Below are 15,509 nucleotides of genomic sequence, written 5' to 3'. Positions count from 1 at the left end.
GACATGCAATTGCCCCGGCTTCATGACATTACGGAACGCAGCAGCCTCGCAGGACGCACTCCATCCAACCACTCCGTCATTTGAGCGCCCACTTATGACCCGCCTCTTGATCCACTCCGGGTCATTCCCCGGCCCCGGAACAGCTTGCGAATTCGCAAACGGCCTCATATGGTAGCGCTATCCCGCATCTGCGGCACATTTTGCAGGCCTCGCCAGAAGGCCGTCACTAGGAAGGATCATCGGCCATGAGGCTTCGTCTCGCCCTCTGCCTGACCGCCGCCGCGCTCGGCACCACCGCCACGCTCGCCCTCGCGCAGGTCGCCAAGCCCGCCGCGACCGCAGCCGCCGCCGAGCCGCGCAGCCCCGACGGTAAGCGCTACCTCAGCCAGCCCCTGGTCAAGAATCTGTATTTCGCCGATCCTTCGGCGCACGTCTTCAACGGCAAGCTCTACGTCTATCCCAGCCACGACGTCGACGCCGGCATTCCGGACGACGATCTCGGCACGCAATATGCGATGCACGACTATCGCGTGCTCAGCATGGACCGCATCGGCGGCCCGGTGACGGTTCATCCGGTGGCGATCGACGTGAAGGATATCCCCTGGGCCGCCAAGCAGACCTGGGCGCCCGACGCCGCATATAAGAACGGCACCTATTACCTCTATATGCCCGCGCGCGACCGGGACGGCGTGTTCCGCATCGGCGTCGCCACCGGCAAGTCGCCGACCGGCCCGTTCAAGGCCGAGCCGGCGCCGATCAAGGGCAGCTTCTCGATCGATCCGGCGGTGTTCACCGACACCGACGGCCAGAGCTATATGTATTTCGGCGGCATCTGGGGCGGGCAGCTCCAGCGCTGGACCAGCGGCCGCTTCGACCCCAATGCCGGCGACACCGACCTCAAGCAGGACGACAAGCCCGCGCTGTCGCCCAAGATGGCGCGCATGTCGGCCGACATGAAGCAATTCGCCGAGGCGCCGCGCGACATCGTCATCACCGACGAGGCCGGCAAGCCGGTGCTCGGCGGCGACCACGATCGCCGCTTCTTCGAAGCGTCGTGGGTGTTCAAGCGCGGCGGCAAATATTATTTCACCTATTCGACCGGGGACACCCACTTCCTCAATTATGCGATCGGCACCTCGCCGTACGGGCCGTTCCGCTATACCGGCCATATGCTGTCGCCGGTGCAGGGCTGGACGTCGCATCACTCGGTCGTCGAGTTCAAGGGCAAGTGGTGGCTGTTCTATCACGACACGCAATTGTCGAATAAGAACTATCTGCGCTCGGCCAAGGTCGCCGAGCTGACGTTCAACCCCGACGGCACGATCCGTCAGCTCGATCCGTTCAAGAACTGAGCGGCGGCATGTTTCTCGGCATCGATATCGGTACGTCCGGGGTCAAGGCGGTCGTCCTCGACACCCACGGCAGCGTCGTCGGGCAGGGCACCGCCGCGCTGACCGTGCAGCGTCCGCAGCCCCTGTGGTCGGAACAGGACCCGGACGCCTGGTGGCAGGCGACGACCGCGGCGGTCCAGGCGATCGACCCGGACGTCCGCCGCGCGGTGCGCGGCATCGGCCTCGCCGGCCAGATGCACGGCGCGACGCTGCTCGGTGCCGACGACCGTCCGCTGCGCCCGGCGATCCTGTGGAACGACGGCCGCTCGCACGCCGAATGCGTCGAGCTGGAAGCCGAGGTGCCCGCGCTGCATGACATCGCCGGCAATCTCGCGATGCCCGGCTTCACCGCGCCCAAGCTGCAATGGGTGCGCCATCACGAGCCGGAGACGTTCGCGCAGATCGCCACCGTGCTGCTGCCCAAGGATTACGTCCGGCTGCAGATGACCGGCGAAAAGCTGTCGGATATGTCCGATTCAGCAGGCACGCTGTGGCTCAACGTCGCCGGCCGGCGGTGGAGCGACACGCTGCTCGCCGCCACCGGCCTGACCGAAGCGCAGATGCCGGCGCTGGTCGAGGGCAGCGCCGTCGCGGGCCGCCTGCGCCCCGAGATCGCCGAACTCTGGGGCATGGGCAGCGTGCCCGTCGCCGGCGGCGGCGGCGACAATGCCGCCGGCGCGGCGGGGGTCGGCGCGGTGCGCGACGGCGATGCGTTGCTGTCGCTCGGCACCTCGGGCGTGATCTTCGTCGCCACCGACCGCTTCCGCCCCAATGTCGCGGGCGCGGTCCATGCCTTCTGCCACTGCCTGCCCGACATGTGGCACCAGATGGCGGTTCACCTGTCCGCCGCCTCGTGCATCGACTGGGTCGCCAGGATCACCGGCGCGGCGGGTGCCGCGGACCTGTTCGCGCGCGCCGAGCGCGCCGGACCGGGTGCCGGGCCGGAGCTGTTCCTCCCCTATCTCTCCGGCGAACGCACCCCCCATAACGACGCGCAGGTCCGCGGCGCCTTCCTCCGGCTCGACAACGACACCGGTCCAGACCGGCTGGCGCAGGCGGTGCTGGAGGGCGTCGGCTTCGGGCTAGCCGACGGCATCCGCGTGCTGCGCGATGCCGGCACGACGATCGAGCGCCTGTCGGTGATCGGCGGCGGCGCGCGTTCGCGCTATTGGGGCGAAACGCTCGCCGCGACGATGGACGTCGAGCTCGTCTACCTGCAAGGCGGCGAGGTCGGCCCGGCGCTCGGCGCCGCCCGCCTCGCCCAGCTCGCGGTCGACGGCGGCAGCCCCGCCGACGTCTGCCAGGCGCCGCCCGTGTCCCACGTCATCACCCCCGATCCGGCGCTTGTCGAGCGCCTAGCCCCCAAGGGCGCCGCGTTCCGCGACGCCTACCCCCGCATAAGGACCCTCTGATGGCCGACTTTTTCGCCGACATCCCCCAGATCCGCTACGAAGGACCGGACAGCGACAACGAGCTCGCCTACCGCTTCTACGACAAGAACCGCGTCGTGCTCGGCAAGACGATGGAAGAGCATCTGCGCTTCGCCGCCTGCTTCTGGCACACCTTCTGCTGGCCCGGCTCCGACGTGTTCGGCGGCGGCACCTTCAACCGCCCGTGGCATCGCGGCCCCAACGACAGCGCCGCCGCGGCCGAGAAGCGCGAGGTTGCGTTCGACTTCTTCCAGAAGCTCGACGTGCCTTATTATTGCTTCCACGACGTCGACGTGATGGCCGATGCCGCCAACGTCACCGAACATCGCCGCTATTTCGCGGAAGCCGTCGATCACCTCGAGAAGCTGCAGGCCTCGTCGGGTCGCAAGCTGCTGTGGGGCACCGCCAATTTGTTCAGCCACCCGCGCTTCGCCGCCGGCGGCGCGACCAATCCCGATCCCGAGGTCTATGCCTTCGGTGCGATGCAGGTGCGCGACGCGCTCGAGGCGACGCATCGCCTCGGCGGCCAGAATTACGTCTTGTGGGGCGGCCGCGAGGGCTATGAGACGCTGCTCAACACCGACATGAAGCGCGAGCTCGACAATTTCGGCCGCTTCCTCAGCCTCGTCGTCGAGCACAAGCACAAGATCGGCTTCACCGGCACGATCCTGATCGAACCGAAGCCGCACGAGCCGACCAAGCACCAATACGACTTCGACACCGCGACGGTGTACGGCTTCCTCAAGCGCTACGGCCTCGAGAACGAGGTGCGCGTCAACATCGAGGCGAACCACGCCACGCTGTCGGGCCACACCTTCGAGCATGAGATCGCCACCGCCAGCGCGCTCGGCATCTTCGGCTCGATCGACGCCAATCGCGGCGATCCGCAGAACGGCTGGGATACCGATCAATTCCCCAATTCGGTCGAGGAACTGACGCTGGCGATGGTCGAGATCCTGCGCGCCGGCGGCTTCACCACCGGCGGCTTCAACTTCGACGCCAAGGTCCGCCGCCAGTCGATCGACGCGATCGACCTGTTCCACGGCCATGTCGGCGGCATCGACGTCGTCGCCAAGGGCCTGCTCAACGCCGCCGCGCTGATCGAGGACGGTCGCCTCGACGCCGCCAAGACCGAGCGTTACGCGGGCTGGACGGGTGAGTTCGGCGGCAAGATCGCCGATCTCGACCTCGCCGGCATCGCCGATCTCGCGATCCAGCAGGACATCGATCCGCAGCCGCGCTCGGGCGGCCAGGAGCGGCTCGAGAACCTGATCAACCGTTTCCTCTAAGCCTCGCGTGTCCGGCCCCTGACGGGGCCGGACGCCTCCCCGGCGATGCCGGGACCCGGAACGTCGAACACGGCGACCGGACATATGGGAGAGTGATGATGCGCCGAGCCTTCGCCTTGGCGGTCCTGCTGGCGGCGGCGCCGTCGCCCGCGCAGGACCCCGCCCCGCAAGCCGCGCCGACCTATACGGCGATCAAGCTCTGGCCCGATGGCGCCCCCGGATCGCGCGCGCGCCGTCAGGAAGCCGAGGTCGCCCGCGATTATTGGGTGCGCAACATCCACGATCCCTCGCTGATCGCCTTCCCCGCGGACGCCCGCCACCGCAACGGCGCGGCGATCGTCGTGATGCCCGGCGGCGGCCACAAACTGCTCGTCTGGACCAACGAGGGGACCAAGGTCGCCACCGCGCTCAACCGCATGGGGGTCACCGCCTTCGTCCTCAAATACCGGCTGGCGAACGAGCCCGGCTCCCCCTATTCGGTCGAGGGCGACGCCGCCGACGACGCCCGCCGCGCGATGCGCTGGGTGCGCGCGCATGCCGCCGATTACGGCATCGACCCCGCCCGCGTCGGCGCGATGGGATTCTCCGCCGGTGGCGAACTGGTGTCGCAGATCGCCGACAATCCCGAACCCGCCGGCCGCCCGGCGGTGGATGCGATCGACCGCCTGCCCGCGCGCCCCGATTTCCAGGTGCTCGTCTTCCCCGGCCCGCGCGGCATCCCCGCCAAGGCGATCGCCGGCGCGCCGCCCGCCTTCATCGTCGCGGGCAGCCGCGACGCCTGCTGCGCGCCGCCCTCGGTCGCGCTGTACGAACAATTGCGCAAGGCGGGCGTCTCGGCGGAGCTGCATATGTACGCCGACAGCGATCACGCCTTCAATCTCGACGAATCGGATCGCATCTCGATCCTGCACTGGCCCGACCGGCTCGACGACTGGCTCGCCGACGGCGGCTGGCTGTCGCCCCGGCCCCGTGCCGGCGGCAAATGACCCATACCGACATCGATCATCAGGGAGAGCGAACATGAGACACCGTATCCACGCCGCCGCGATCGCCCATCTGCTGCGCCCGATCGGGGCCGGCATCCTCGCCGCCGCGACGTTGACCGCACCCGTTCAGGCGCAGAGCGACAAGATGGTGCCAATCCCCACCCCGGCGCAGCCCGGCGCGATCACGCTCGACACCGGCAAGCTGCCCGGCGCCACCGCGCCGGAGGCGTGGCATAGCCAATATGGCAGCGTCTTCACCCGCAACGTCACCGTCGCGACGCTGACCCCCTTCCTGCCCGATCCCGCCAAGGCGACCGGTGCCGCGGTCATCGTCGCGCCCGGCGGCGGCTTCCGCACGCTATCGATGGAGAATGAGGGCTGGGACGTCGCGCGGGCGCTCGCCGCCAAGGGCGTCGCCGCCTTCGTGCTGAAATACCGGCTCAACCCGACGCCCGCGGATATGCCCGGCTTCGAACGCTCGATGGCGGAGATCTTCGGTCCCGGCGCCCGCCCGCCGCGGCCGCGCGCCGATGCGATGGCGGCCAGCCTCGCGCCGCAGATCGCCGACGCCCGCGCGGCCTTCGCTTTGATCCGCAAGCGTGCCGGCGAATGGCACGTCGATGCCGACCGGATCGGCATGGTCGGCTTCTCCGCCGGCGCGATGCTGACGATGGCGACGACGCTGTCCGGCGGCGACGCCAAGCCCGCCTTCATCGGCAATATCTACGGTCCGTTGACGGCGGTCACCGTGCCCGCCGATGCGCCGCCGATGTTCGTCGCGCTCGCCTCCGACGATCCGTTCTTCGCCAATGGCGGCTTCGGCCTGATCGAAAGCTGGCGCACCGCCAAGCGGCCGGTCGAATTCCATTTGTTCGAACAGGGCGGCCACGGCTTCGGCATGTACCCGAAACCGACGACCAGCACCGGCTGGTTCGAGGAATTCGCCCGTTGGATGGACATGCACGGCCTGCTCAAGCGCGGCGGATGATCCCGCCCGCCCGCCCCGTCCATTAACGGGGCGGGCCGGTCCGGCCGCACGGGAATCCCGGTTCGGCGCCGACCTGGCGCAATCGTCGGCGCAGGTTGCATTGCACCCACCCTCCACGCGGTACATGGTTAAAGAAAAATCATGGAGGGAATCAGCGTGCAGGCGGCTCATGTCTCCGTCGCCATGGCGACGTACAACGGCGAACGGTTCATCGCCGAACAACTCCGCTCGCTCGCCGCGCAGGAACGCCTTCCCGCCGAGCTCGTCATTTGCGACGATCTGTCGACCGACCGTACCGTCGCGATCATCGAAACATTCGCGCGCACCGCGCCTTTCCCGGTCAGACTCTATCGCAACGACATGCGGCTGCGCTTTTCCGAGAATTTCATGAAGGCGATCCGGCTCTGCGAGAGCCGCTATATCGCCTTCTGCGATCAGGACGACATCTGGCATCCGGCCAAGATCGCCCGCTCGCTGGATGCGATGGCGGCGACGGGGGCATTGATGTGCTCGCATCGCGTCGATCTGATCGACGATGCCGGCGCGGCGATCGGCCAGTCCGCCAACCTGTCGAAGCGCGCGATCCTGCAAGGCCGGACCTTCGAGCCATGGGGCGTGTTCCTCGGCTTCACCTGTACGATCGACCGCCGGTTGCTCCAGTGGATCGACCCGGCGGCGCGACCGCGCGACCTCATCGAATATGACCGCCCGATGTCGCACGATCGCTGGTTCTATCTCGTCGCCGGCCTGTTCGGCAGCATCTGCTATATCGACGAGCCGCTCGCGTCCTACCGTCAGCACGGCGGCAACGTCTTCGGCCGCACCCGGACCACGATGATCGGCCGGGTCCGCAAGGCGGTCGAGAAATACCCCACCTATATCGCGCAGCGACAGCGGATCGCCGCCGACACCGCACGCCTGCTGGCCAGCGTCCGCGACGGCATCGAATCGCCGGACTTCCACACCGCCGCCGATCGCTGGTCGCAGGTCGCCGCCTTCTACACCGCGCGCCACGCCGTCTTCTCCGCGCCCAGCGTCGCCGCGCGGCTGCGGCGGCTCTATGCGGCGTATCGCGACCGCCATTATCGTCCCGGCTGGGGCGGCGGCGGCGCCACGCTCATCGTCCAGGACGCGATCGCCGCCGTGCTCGCACGCCGGCCGGCGCCCGACCGCCGGTAGACGCGCACCGCCGGCGGCCGTAGGGCGCGCGCCATGGTTGGACTTTCGCAGGCGCGCGTCGCGCCGATCGCACGGTTGCTGTTCTGGGCGGCTCTTCTCTTCGCCCTGGTCATGGCGCTGTCGCCGCGCCCGCCGGTCACCGTCGACGTTCTGGACAAATGGCAGCATATGACCGCGTTCGGCACGCTCACCGTGCTCGCCTGCGCCGGCTGGCCGCGCGCACCGCTCGGCCGCATCGCCGAACGGCTGAGCTTCCTCGGCGCGATGATCGAGCTGGTGCAGTCGGTTCCGGTATTGCACCGCGACTGCGACATCATGGACTGGGTCGCCGACACCGCGATCATCGTCGGCGTCGTGCTGGTGGTGGCGGTCGCGCGGAGCGGCCGCCCGCGCCGGTTGTGACCCGGTGAGCACGGCCGGGAACACGATCCGCTAGCCACGGCGCCGTTCCGCGGCGCCGCACGTTCTTCGCCGGCGTACCGGCTCGATCGACGAGGAAGGCGGCGCAAGGGGATAAACCGTGCTGGTGTTCGAGACGATCCTGCTGCTGCTGCTGGGCGCCGCGCTGCTCTCGATGCTCGCCGGGCGGATCGGCGTACCCTATCCGACGCTGCTCGCGGTCGGCGGCGTCGCGGTCGCGCTGATCCCCGGGGTGCCGCGGCTCGGCCTGCCGCCGGAGCTGATCCTCGCGCTGTTCGTCGCGCCGGTCCTGCTCGACGCGGCGCACGACACGTCGCTGCGCGACCTGCGGGCGAATTGGCGGCCGGTGCTGTCGCTGGTGCTCGTCGCGGTCGGGCTGACCACCATTGCGGTCGCCTGCGTCTCGCGCGTCTTCCTGCCCGACATGCCGTGGGCGGCGGCGATCGCGCTCGGCGCTCTGCTCGCGCCCCCCGATGCCGTCGCCGCGCTGGCGGTGATGCGCTCGGTCGCGCCGCCGCATCGCATCCGCTCGATCCTGGAGGGCGAAAGCCTGCTCAACGATGCCTCGTCGCTGCTCGTCTACAAGCTGGCGGTGACCGCGGTCGCGGTCGGCGGCTTCCGGGTCGTCGATGCGGTGCCGGCATTCGCGCTGGTCACGGTCGGCAGCGTCGTGGTCGGCTGGCTGCTTGCGGTGCTCGTCGGCCGCATCACCGCGCCGATCGAGCATCCGGCGATCGCCACGATTCTCCAGTTCGTGACGACCTTCGGCGTGTGGATCGTCGCCGAGCGGCTCGAACTGTCGGGCGTGGTCACGATCGTCGTGTTCGGGCTGACCGCGGGCCGCCGCGCCTCGGGATCGTCGCGGACGTCGGTGCGCATCCTGTCGTTCGCGACATGGGAGACGATGACGCTGGTCCTCAACGTGCTGGCGTTCACGACGATCGGATTGCAGCTCGGCCCGATCATGGAGCGGCTGGATGGCGGGGAACGCGCGACCTATCCGCTCTATGCCCTAGCGATCCTCGTCGTCGTCATCCTCGTCCGGCTCGCCTGGGTCCTGGTGTACGGCGCCTCGCACCGGCTGTCGCGGGCGCCGGGCGACGCACCGCGCAGCTGGACCGCCACGTTCAAGAGCGGCCTGCTGGTCGGATGGTCCGGCATGCGCGGCATCGTCACGCTGGCGGCCGCGCTCGCCCTCCCCGCCGATTTCCCCTATCGCGATTTCATCCTGCTCGTCGCGTTCGTCGTGGTGCTCGGGACTTTGGTCGTCCAGGGCCTGACGCTCAAACCGCTCCTCCACGCGCTGCACTTCCCGCCCGACACCATCGTCGAGGATGAGATCGCCACCGCACGATCGGCCGCGATCGGCGCGGCGATGCAGGTCCTCGACGGCGAACCGGGGCCGGCGGCCGAGCGGCTGCGCCACGAATATCGCGAAGCGCTCGGCGTCGCGCGGGCGGGTGAGGATCCGCGCACCTCGTCCGACAATGCGTTGCGCCAGCGTGTGCTACCCGCGTCGCGCCACGCGCTCGATACGCTGCGCAGCGCCGGGACGATCGGCGACGAGGCCTATCGCGCGGTCGAGCAGGAGCTCGACTGGCTCGAACTCAGCTCGCGTCCTGCGGAGAGCGCCTGACCGCCCGCACGTCATAAGCCAGATGCACGGCGCCATGCTCCATCGCCGCGGCGGACCGGAACGACAGCGTCACCGCACCGGCCAGCCCGTCCTCGCCGCGCGAGACGATGCCCTGCACGCCCTCGCCGCCATCGAGCGCCGGCGCGACCAGCACGTGCAGCTCGTCGACCAGCCCCGCCGCCAGCATCGATCCGTTGATGCCGCCGCCGCCTTCCAGCAGCAGTCGGCGGATGCCGAACTGCGCGCCGAGCGTGTCGAGCGCCGCGGCGAGATCGATGTCGGCCGCGTCGGCGACGATATAGGACACGCCGTCGCCGGCGAGCTCCGCCAGATGCTCGTCCGCGACATCGGCGCCGAGCAGCACGATCACGTGATCGCCGCCGATATCGCCCTTCGCGAAGTGCAGCTTGCCCGCCCGATCGACCGCGACCGCATAGCCGTCGGCCGTCGCGGCGACGTGGACGGGTCTCGTCACGGCCGCACCCGCGGCGGCGGCGGTCGGATGTGCCGCAGCCTTCGACATCTCCGCCATCGTCACCCGCCCGACCAGCCACGCGTCCGCCGCCATCGCATCGTGCAGCCGCTCGTAGACGCCGCTCCATGCCTTCGGCGTTCCATCGGGGCTGGCGGTATAGCGGCTGGGATGCAGACGACCGTCCACCGACGACATCATCAGGCAGGCGACATGCGGCTTCATCAAGGGTCCTTTGCGATCAGATCGATGACGAAGCGCTGTCGCCCGCCGGATCGTTCCATCCGCCACCCGCGCCCCCTCCGTTACCCGACGCTACCATGATCTCATCGGCGACGGGACGCCTGCGGGCTTGCTCTGCCACGCAGTATAGTCAATGTTGCTGACATTGTCGTGACGGGGGAGATGCCGCTTGCATATCAGTTCGTTTGTCACAGCTGCGGCGATCATGATCTATTCGAGCAGCGGCTCCGCCCAGACCGCGCCGCCGAAGACCGCGGCGCCGGCCAAGTCGCTTTCGCGTGATCCCGACGCCAAGATCTGCCGGATCGAAGATGTGACGGGTAGCCACTTCACCACGAAGACGTGTCACACGCGCCGGGAATGGGCCGCCGTCGACGACGATAATGCCGCGGACAAGGAGCGGATATTTCGCATGCGCCGCGGCTATCCCGGGAGGATGGAAGCAGACCGCTGAACCGGGCAGTCGGCCCCCGCAGCGGATCGCCTGGTACCCGCCTGGTCGAAGGGGGCGGGTGGATGCCCCCGGAAAACGTCGATGGTGGGTCCGCCGGGGCTCGAACCCGGGACCTCTCGATTAAAAGTCGCTTGCTCTACCGACTGAGCTACGGACCCCCGCCATCGATCCGGGGCACCTAGGCGCGGGGGCGCGGTCGGTCAACCGCATGTGACAATTGTCTGACCGTTCGCGCCCGCGGCGGCACGCGCCAGTCCGGCGCGATCCGTGCGAGTGGCCCCAGCACGAAGCCGCGCGCGGCCAGCGCCGCATGCGGCACGGTCAGCCGCGGATCGCACCAGACGCCGCCCGACCAGAGCAGGATATCGAGGTCGATCACCCGCGCGCCCCAGCGCCGCCCGCGGCGTCGGCCGAATGCCGCCTCGATGGCCTTGAGCCGGGCGAGCAGCACCGGCGGCGGCTCGTCGCTGGCGATCAGGATCGCGGCATTGGCGAAGCGGCGGATCGACGGCCCCAGCGGCGCCGAGCCGATGACCGGCGACGCCGAAACCAGCCCGCCGATCGCCGCGATCGCCGCGCGCACCTCGTCGGCGGGGCCGCCGTGCCGCCCGCGGCGGTTCGATCCGATCCCGATCGCATAGATTGCCGTCGCCATCCCGGGGCTTTAGGCGAAAGCAATGACCTTCGATACGCTCGCGCCCGACATCGCCACCGACCTGCCCGCCCCCGACCCGCTCGCCGCGGTCGAGCCGCCGCGCGACTGCCCGCGCTGCCCGCGGCTCGTCGCCGCACGCGAGGCGTTGCGGATCGACAATCCGACGTGGTGGAACGCCCCCGTCCCCGCCTTCGGCGATCCCGAGGCGTGGCTGGCGATCGTCGGCCTCGCGCCGGGGCTGCACGGCGCCAACCGCACCGGCCGGCCGTTCACCGGCGACCATTCGGGCGCCTTGCTGTTCGCGACGCTCGGCAAGCTCGGCCTCGCCACCGGCACCTTTGCCAATCGCGTCACCGACGATCTCGCGCTGACCGGGGCGATCGTCGTCAACGCGGTCAAATGCCTGCCGCCGGCCAACAAGCCGACGCCCGAGGAGATCCGCACCTGCCGCCCGTTCCTCGACGGCGAGATCGCGGCGCTGCCCAACGTCCGCATCGTCGTCGCCCTGGGGCAGGTCGCGCACCAGTCGGCGGTCAAGGTGATGGGCGGGCGCCTGCCCAAGGCCAATTTCGCGCATGGCGCCGAGCACCGCATGCCCGACGGCCGCATCCTCATCGATAGCTACCACCCGTCGCGCTACAACCAGAACACCGGCCGGCTCGACGAAGCAATGTTCGAATCGGTGTTCGCCCGCGCGGTGGCGCTGCGTCAGACGTCCTGAACGAGCCGCCCGTACAGCTCGGGCCGGCGATCACGGAAGAAACCGAAGGCGGCGCGGTGGCGCTTGACCCGGTCGAGGTCGAGCGTCGCGGCGATCACGCCCTCCTCGTCGCGGCCGAGTTCGGCGAGTACGTCGCCACGCTCGTCGACGATAAAGCTGGTGCCGTAGAAATGCTGGCCGTGCTCGGTGCCGATCCGGTTGGCGGCAATGACCGGCACGACGTTGGACACGGCGTGGCCGACCATCGCGCGCCGCCACAGCCGGGCGGTATCGAGGCTGGTGTCGTGCGGCTCGCTACCGATCGCGGTCGGGTAGAACAGCACCTGCGCGCCCATCAGCATCAGCGCGCGCGCGGTCTCGGGATACCATTGGTCCCAGCAGACGCCGACGCCGAGCGTCCAGCCCGGCGCGGTCGGCGGCGCCGGCCAGACCTTGAAGCCGGTATTGCCGGGGCGGAAGTAGAATTTCTCCTCGTAACCGGGGCCGTCGGGGATGTGGCTCTTGCGATAGACGCCCTGCACCTCGCCGTCGGGACCGATCATCGCCAGGCTGTTGTAATAATGCGGCCCGTCCGCCTCGAAGAAGCTGGTCGGGATCGTCACCTCGAGCGCCTCGGCGAGCGCCTGCATCGCCAGCACCGCCTTGTGCTCGCGCACCGGCGCGGCATTGGCGAACAGTCCCTCGTCCTCGACGCGGCAGAAATATTCGCCCTCGAACAATTCGGGCGGCAGGATCACCTGCGCGCCCCGCCCCGCCGCCTCGCGCACCAGGCGCGAGACGTTGGCGATGTTCGCATCGATATCGTCGGAGAAGGCGAGCTGCAGCGCGGCGACGGTGATCTGGGTCATGCGCGCCACATAAGGGGCCGGACGTGAGTCGTCACCCCTTGCGTGGGGCTCGGATGCTCGCCCCCTTCACGGAGTGGGTGGATCGAAGGTCACCCACGCCGATCGGCGATCACACCCCCGCCGGGATCTGCTGGCTGATGCAGTGGAAGCTGCCACCCCCGGTCAGGATATGATCGGCGCGCAGCCCCACCGCCTCGCGGTCGGGGAACAGCGCCTGCACCGCGCGCACCGCGGCGGCATCGTTCTCGGCGCCGTACAGCGGCACGACCACCGCGGCATTGCCGATGTAGAAGTTCATATAGCTCGCCGGCACGACCTCCTCGTCGCGCAGCACGCGGCCCGGCGACGGGATCGTCACCACCTCCAGCCCCGCCGCCCGCGCGTCGCGCAGCGCATGTTGATAGACCTGCCAATTGGGATCGTTCTCGGCGGCTTCCGGCAGCGCCAGCCGCCCCTCGCCGACGAAGCGGGCGAGATTGTCGACATGGCCGTCGGTATGGTCGTTGAGCAGCCCGTCGCCCAGCCACACCACCTTGGTCAGCCCCAGATCGCCGCGCAACCGCGCCTCGATCTGCGCCTTGTCCAGCGTCGGGTTGCGGTTGGCGTTGAGCAGGCATTGCTCGGTCGTCACGACGACGCCGGTGCCGTCGCCGTCGATCGCGCCGCCTTCGAGCACCCAGTTGCAATAGCCGACGCGGCGGCCGTGCCGCTTGGCGAGGCGCATGCCGATCGTATCGTCGCCGGGCAGATCGTATTTGCCGCCCCAGCCGTTGAAGCCGAAGTCGCACGCTTCGCCGTTGCCGAGCAGGATCGGCCCCGTATCGCGCAGCCAGATATCGCCGAACGGCTCGACCACCACCTCGGCGAACGGCGCCATCCGGCTGGCGGCGTTGCCCGCCTCGGCATCGGCGGCGACGAGGATCACGGTTTCGCCGCGCCCCCCGGCATGGACCGCACGGGCGAAGGCGACGACCTCCTCGCGCGCGGGATCGAGATCTTCCTCCCACAATTCGGGATGGCTCGGAAAGCCGATCCACACCGCATCATGCGGCGCCCATTCGGCAGGCGGCGGAACGACGGTCACTTCGCGGCTCCCAGGCTGGCGCGGCTCCTGTCGCGGATCGCGCGGAATTCGTCGCCGGGCGTCCAGTTCGGCCAGTCGCGGCCGTCGGCGAGATCGCGCGCGATCATATAATACAGGCCGACGTCCTGCTGCACGCCGCTCCAATCCCAATTGGGATCATATTCGTCTGAGGGCGCGTGATAGCGGTTCTCCTCGTAATCCTTCGCCGCCGCCTGCCCCGCGGCGAGCCCGCCCTTCACCAGATTCTGACCGGTCTCGAAATAGACCATCGGCACGCCGTGCTTGGCGAGGCTGAAATGGTCGGAGCGATAATAGAAGCCCTTCTCCGGGGTCGGTTCGGGCGTCGCGGTGCGGCCCTGGCGCTTGAGCGCGGCGGTGAGATAGCCGTCGAGCTGCGACTTGCCCGGGCCGATCACGATCACGTCCTTCGACGGGCCGTACATGGCGAGCGCATCCATATTGGCGCCGCCCACCGTCTTCGCGAGCGGATAGACCGGATTCTCGCCATAATAAGCCGAGCCGAGCAGCCCCGATTCCTCGGCCGTCAGCGCGACGAACACCATCGAGCGGCGCGCCGGCCCGGCCTTGGCATTCGCCTCCGCCAGCGCGACCAGCGCCGCGGTGCCGTCGGCATTGTCGACCGCGCCGTTGCAGATGCCGTCGCCGTTGACCGGGGTGCAATGGCCGAGGTGATCCCAATGCGCCGACAGCAGCACATATTCGTCCGGCGCCTCGCGCCCCGGCAGGATGCCGACGACATTGTGCGAGATCTGCTTCTTGATCTGGTTGTCGAAGCTCACCGACGCCTTCAGCCCGAGCGGCACCGGCTTGAAGCCCTTCACCTTTGCCGCCGCGGCGAGGCTATCGAAGTCCTTCCCCGCGCTGGCGAACAGCGCGCGCGCCTTGTCGAGCTGCATCCAGCCGTGCGCGGCGCTGTCGTCCATATGGCCGTTGGCGGCATCGGCGACGTGCGCCGCGCCGGTGTTGCTCGACTGGACGACGTTCCAGCCATAGGCCGCAGGCTCGGTCTGGTGGACGATGATCACCGCCGCCGCGCCCTGCCGCGCCGCTTCCTCATATTTGTACGTCCAGCGGCCGTAATAGGTCATCGCACGGCCGTTGAACGGGCCGGTCAGCCCCGGCGTCTGCCAGTCGGGATCGTTGATCAGGACGATCACCGTCTTCCCCTTGACGTCGAGCCCGGCATAATCGTTCCAGCCCTTCTCGGGCGCGTTGATGCCGTAACCGGCGAAGACGATGTCGCTGTCCTTGACGTCGATGTGCGGCGTGACGCGATAGGTGCCGATCACCATGTCCTTGCCATAAGCGAGGCTGAGCGGCGTCTTGCCGCCGGTGATCGTCAGCGGCGTGACGTTCTGCGCGGTGATCTCGACCAGCGGCACGTCCTGCAGCCAGCTGCCCTTGTTGCCGGGCTTGAGCCCCGCCTTCTCGAACTGCGCCTTGAGATAGGCGAGCGTCTTCTCCTCGCCGGCGCTGCCCGGCGCGCGGCCTTCGAAGGCGTCCGACGACAGGGTCTTGGTGACCGCCTTCATCGTCTCGACCGAGATCGGCGGCGCGGATTGGGCGAGCGCCATGCCGGGCGTGGCGAGCAGGGCCGCAAGAACGAAACGACGCATCGATTACTCCGCATGGATGGCAGCGTGGCCGGCCTTTTGCCGCCCGCGCGCGGCCTTGTCCACGGGCTCGCGCGCA

At 69.0% G+C, this 15,509-nt stretch carries 15 protein-coding genes and 1 tRNA gene; 10 read left to right on the top strand and 6 right to left on the bottom strand.

The annotated features are described in order from the left end of the window. Positions 1 to 245: 245 nt before the first annotated feature. The 8 genes from SFC76_RS06095 (at position 246) to SFC76_RS06060 (ending at position 9,319) form a co-directional block, all read left to right on the top strand. Positions 246 to 1,352, top strand: a complete 1,107-nt coding sequence (locus SFC76_RS06095) for a glycoside hydrolase family 43 protein (protein WP_322848570.1) — start codon at positions 246 to 248, stop codon at positions 1,350 to 1,352. Positions 1,353 to 1,360: 8 nt separating this feature from the next. After that, positions 1,361 to 2,803 (top strand): xylulokinase, encoded by a 1,443-nt coding sequence (gene xylB / locus SFC76_RS06090; RefSeq protein ID WP_322848569.1) that lies wholly within the window; start codon positions 1,361 to 1,363, stop codon positions 2,801 to 2,803. Further along, a complete protein-coding gene (gene xylA, locus SFC76_RS06085) occupies positions 2,800 to 4,110 on the top strand; it encodes a xylose isomerase (protein WP_416222390.1) in 1,311 nt (436 codons plus the stop codon). Before xylB ends, xylA begins: the two co-directional genes overlap by 4 nt. A gap of 95 nt (positions 4,111 to 4,205) precedes the next feature. After that, positions 4,206 to 5,096 carry an alpha/beta hydrolase gene (locus SFC76_RS06080; protein WP_322848567.1) on the top strand — a complete coding sequence of 297 codons (891 nt, stop codon included), beginning with the start codon at positions 4,206 to 4,208 and terminating at the stop codon, positions 5,094 to 5,096. Positions 5,097 to 5,130: 34 nt separating this feature from the next. After that, on the top strand, positions 5,131 to 6,084 hold the full coding sequence (locus SFC76_RS06075; RefSeq protein ID WP_322848566.1) for an alpha/beta hydrolase: 954 nt from the start codon (positions 5,131 to 5,133) through the stop codon (positions 6,082 to 6,084). Between the two features lie 141 nt (positions 6,085 to 6,225). Next, entirely contained in the window at positions 6,226 to 7,263 is a 1,038-nt protein-coding gene (locus SFC76_RS06070) for a glycosyltransferase family 2 protein (protein ID WP_322848565.1), read from the top strand. Positions 7,264 to 7,296: 33 nt separating this feature from the next. After that, positions 7,297 to 7,665, top strand: coding sequence for a hypothetical protein (locus tag SFC76_RS06065; protein WP_322848564.1), 369 nt, complete (start codon positions 7,297 to 7,299; stop codon positions 7,663 to 7,665). A gap of 118 nt (positions 7,666 to 7,783) precedes the next feature. Then, a complete protein-coding gene (locus tag SFC76_RS06060) occupies positions 7,784 to 9,319 on the top strand; it encodes a sodium:proton antiporter (protein ID WP_322848563.1) in 1,536 nt (511 codons plus the stop codon). On the opposite strand, the gene SFC76_RS06055 is transcribed toward SFC76_RS06060, so the two are convergent. Next, the gene (locus SFC76_RS06055; RefSeq protein WP_322848562.1) at positions 9,291 to 10,016 is read right to left on the bottom strand and encodes a dihydrofolate reductase family protein; all 726 of its coding nucleotides are present in this window, start codon (positions 10,014 to 10,016) and stop codon (positions 9,291 to 9,293) included. The genes SFC76_RS06060 and SFC76_RS06055 overlap by 29 nt on opposite strands. Before the next feature lie 187 nt (positions 10,017 to 10,203). Between SFC76_RS06055 and SFC76_RS06050 the strand changes: the two genes are divergently transcribed. Beyond that, entirely contained in the window at positions 10,204 to 10,488 is a 285-nt protein-coding gene (locus SFC76_RS06050; RefSeq protein WP_322848561.1) for a hypothetical protein, read from the top strand. An 82-nt stretch (positions 10,489 to 10,570) separates the two neighbouring features. Here SFC76_RS06050 and SFC76_RS06045 read toward each other — a convergent pair. Then, positions 10,571 to 10,646 (bottom strand) — tRNA-Lys (locus SFC76_RS06045). Between the two features lie 20 nt (positions 10,647 to 10,666). Then, positions 10,667 to 11,143, bottom strand: a complete 477-nt coding sequence (gene folK, locus SFC76_RS06040; RefSeq protein WP_322848560.1) for a 2-amino-4-hydroxy-6-hydroxymethyldihydropteridine diphosphokinase — start codon at positions 11,141 to 11,143, stop codon at positions 10,667 to 10,669. A gap of 22 nt (positions 11,144 to 11,165) precedes the next feature. Between folK and SFC76_RS06035 the strand changes: the two genes are divergently transcribed. Then, positions 11,166 to 11,864 (top strand): uracil-DNA glycosylase, encoded by a 699-nt coding sequence (locus tag SFC76_RS06035; RefSeq protein WP_322848559.1) that lies wholly within the window; start codon positions 11,166 to 11,168, stop codon positions 11,862 to 11,864. Here the strand turns inward: SFC76_RS06035 and aguB are convergent. From aguB to SFC76_RS06020, 3 genes are all read right to left on the bottom strand, one after another. Continuing rightward, the gene (gene aguB / locus SFC76_RS06030; protein WP_322848558.1) at positions 11,852 to 12,712 is read right to left on the bottom strand and encodes an N-carbamoylputrescine amidase; all 861 of its coding nucleotides are present in this window, start codon (positions 12,710 to 12,712) and stop codon (positions 11,852 to 11,854) included. The two genes, SFC76_RS06035 and aguB, sit on opposite strands and share 13 nt — an antisense overlap. A 109-nt stretch (positions 12,713 to 12,821) precedes the next feature. Next, on the bottom strand, positions 12,822 to 13,796 hold the full coding sequence (locus SFC76_RS06025; RefSeq protein ID WP_322848557.1) for an agmatine deiminase family protein: 975 nt from the start codon (positions 13,794 to 13,796) through the stop codon (positions 12,822 to 12,824). Continuing rightward, a complete protein-coding gene (locus SFC76_RS06020) occupies positions 13,793 to 15,433 on the bottom strand; it encodes a M28 family metallopeptidase (protein ID WP_322848556.1) in 1,641 nt (546 codons plus the stop codon). Before SFC76_RS06020 ends, SFC76_RS06025 begins: the two co-directional genes overlap by 4 nt. Between the last annotated feature and the right edge of the window lie 76 nt (positions 15,434 to 15,509).

It is taken from the genome of Sphingomonas sp. CD22 (genome assembly GCF_034556155.1).
Classification (GTDB): Bacteria; Pseudomonadota; Alphaproteobacteria; order Sphingomonadales; family Sphingomonadaceae; genus Sphingomonas.
The sequence above is the reverse complement of the archived record's forward strand: the minus strand, read 5'-3'. Positions and strand labels throughout refer to the sequence as shown.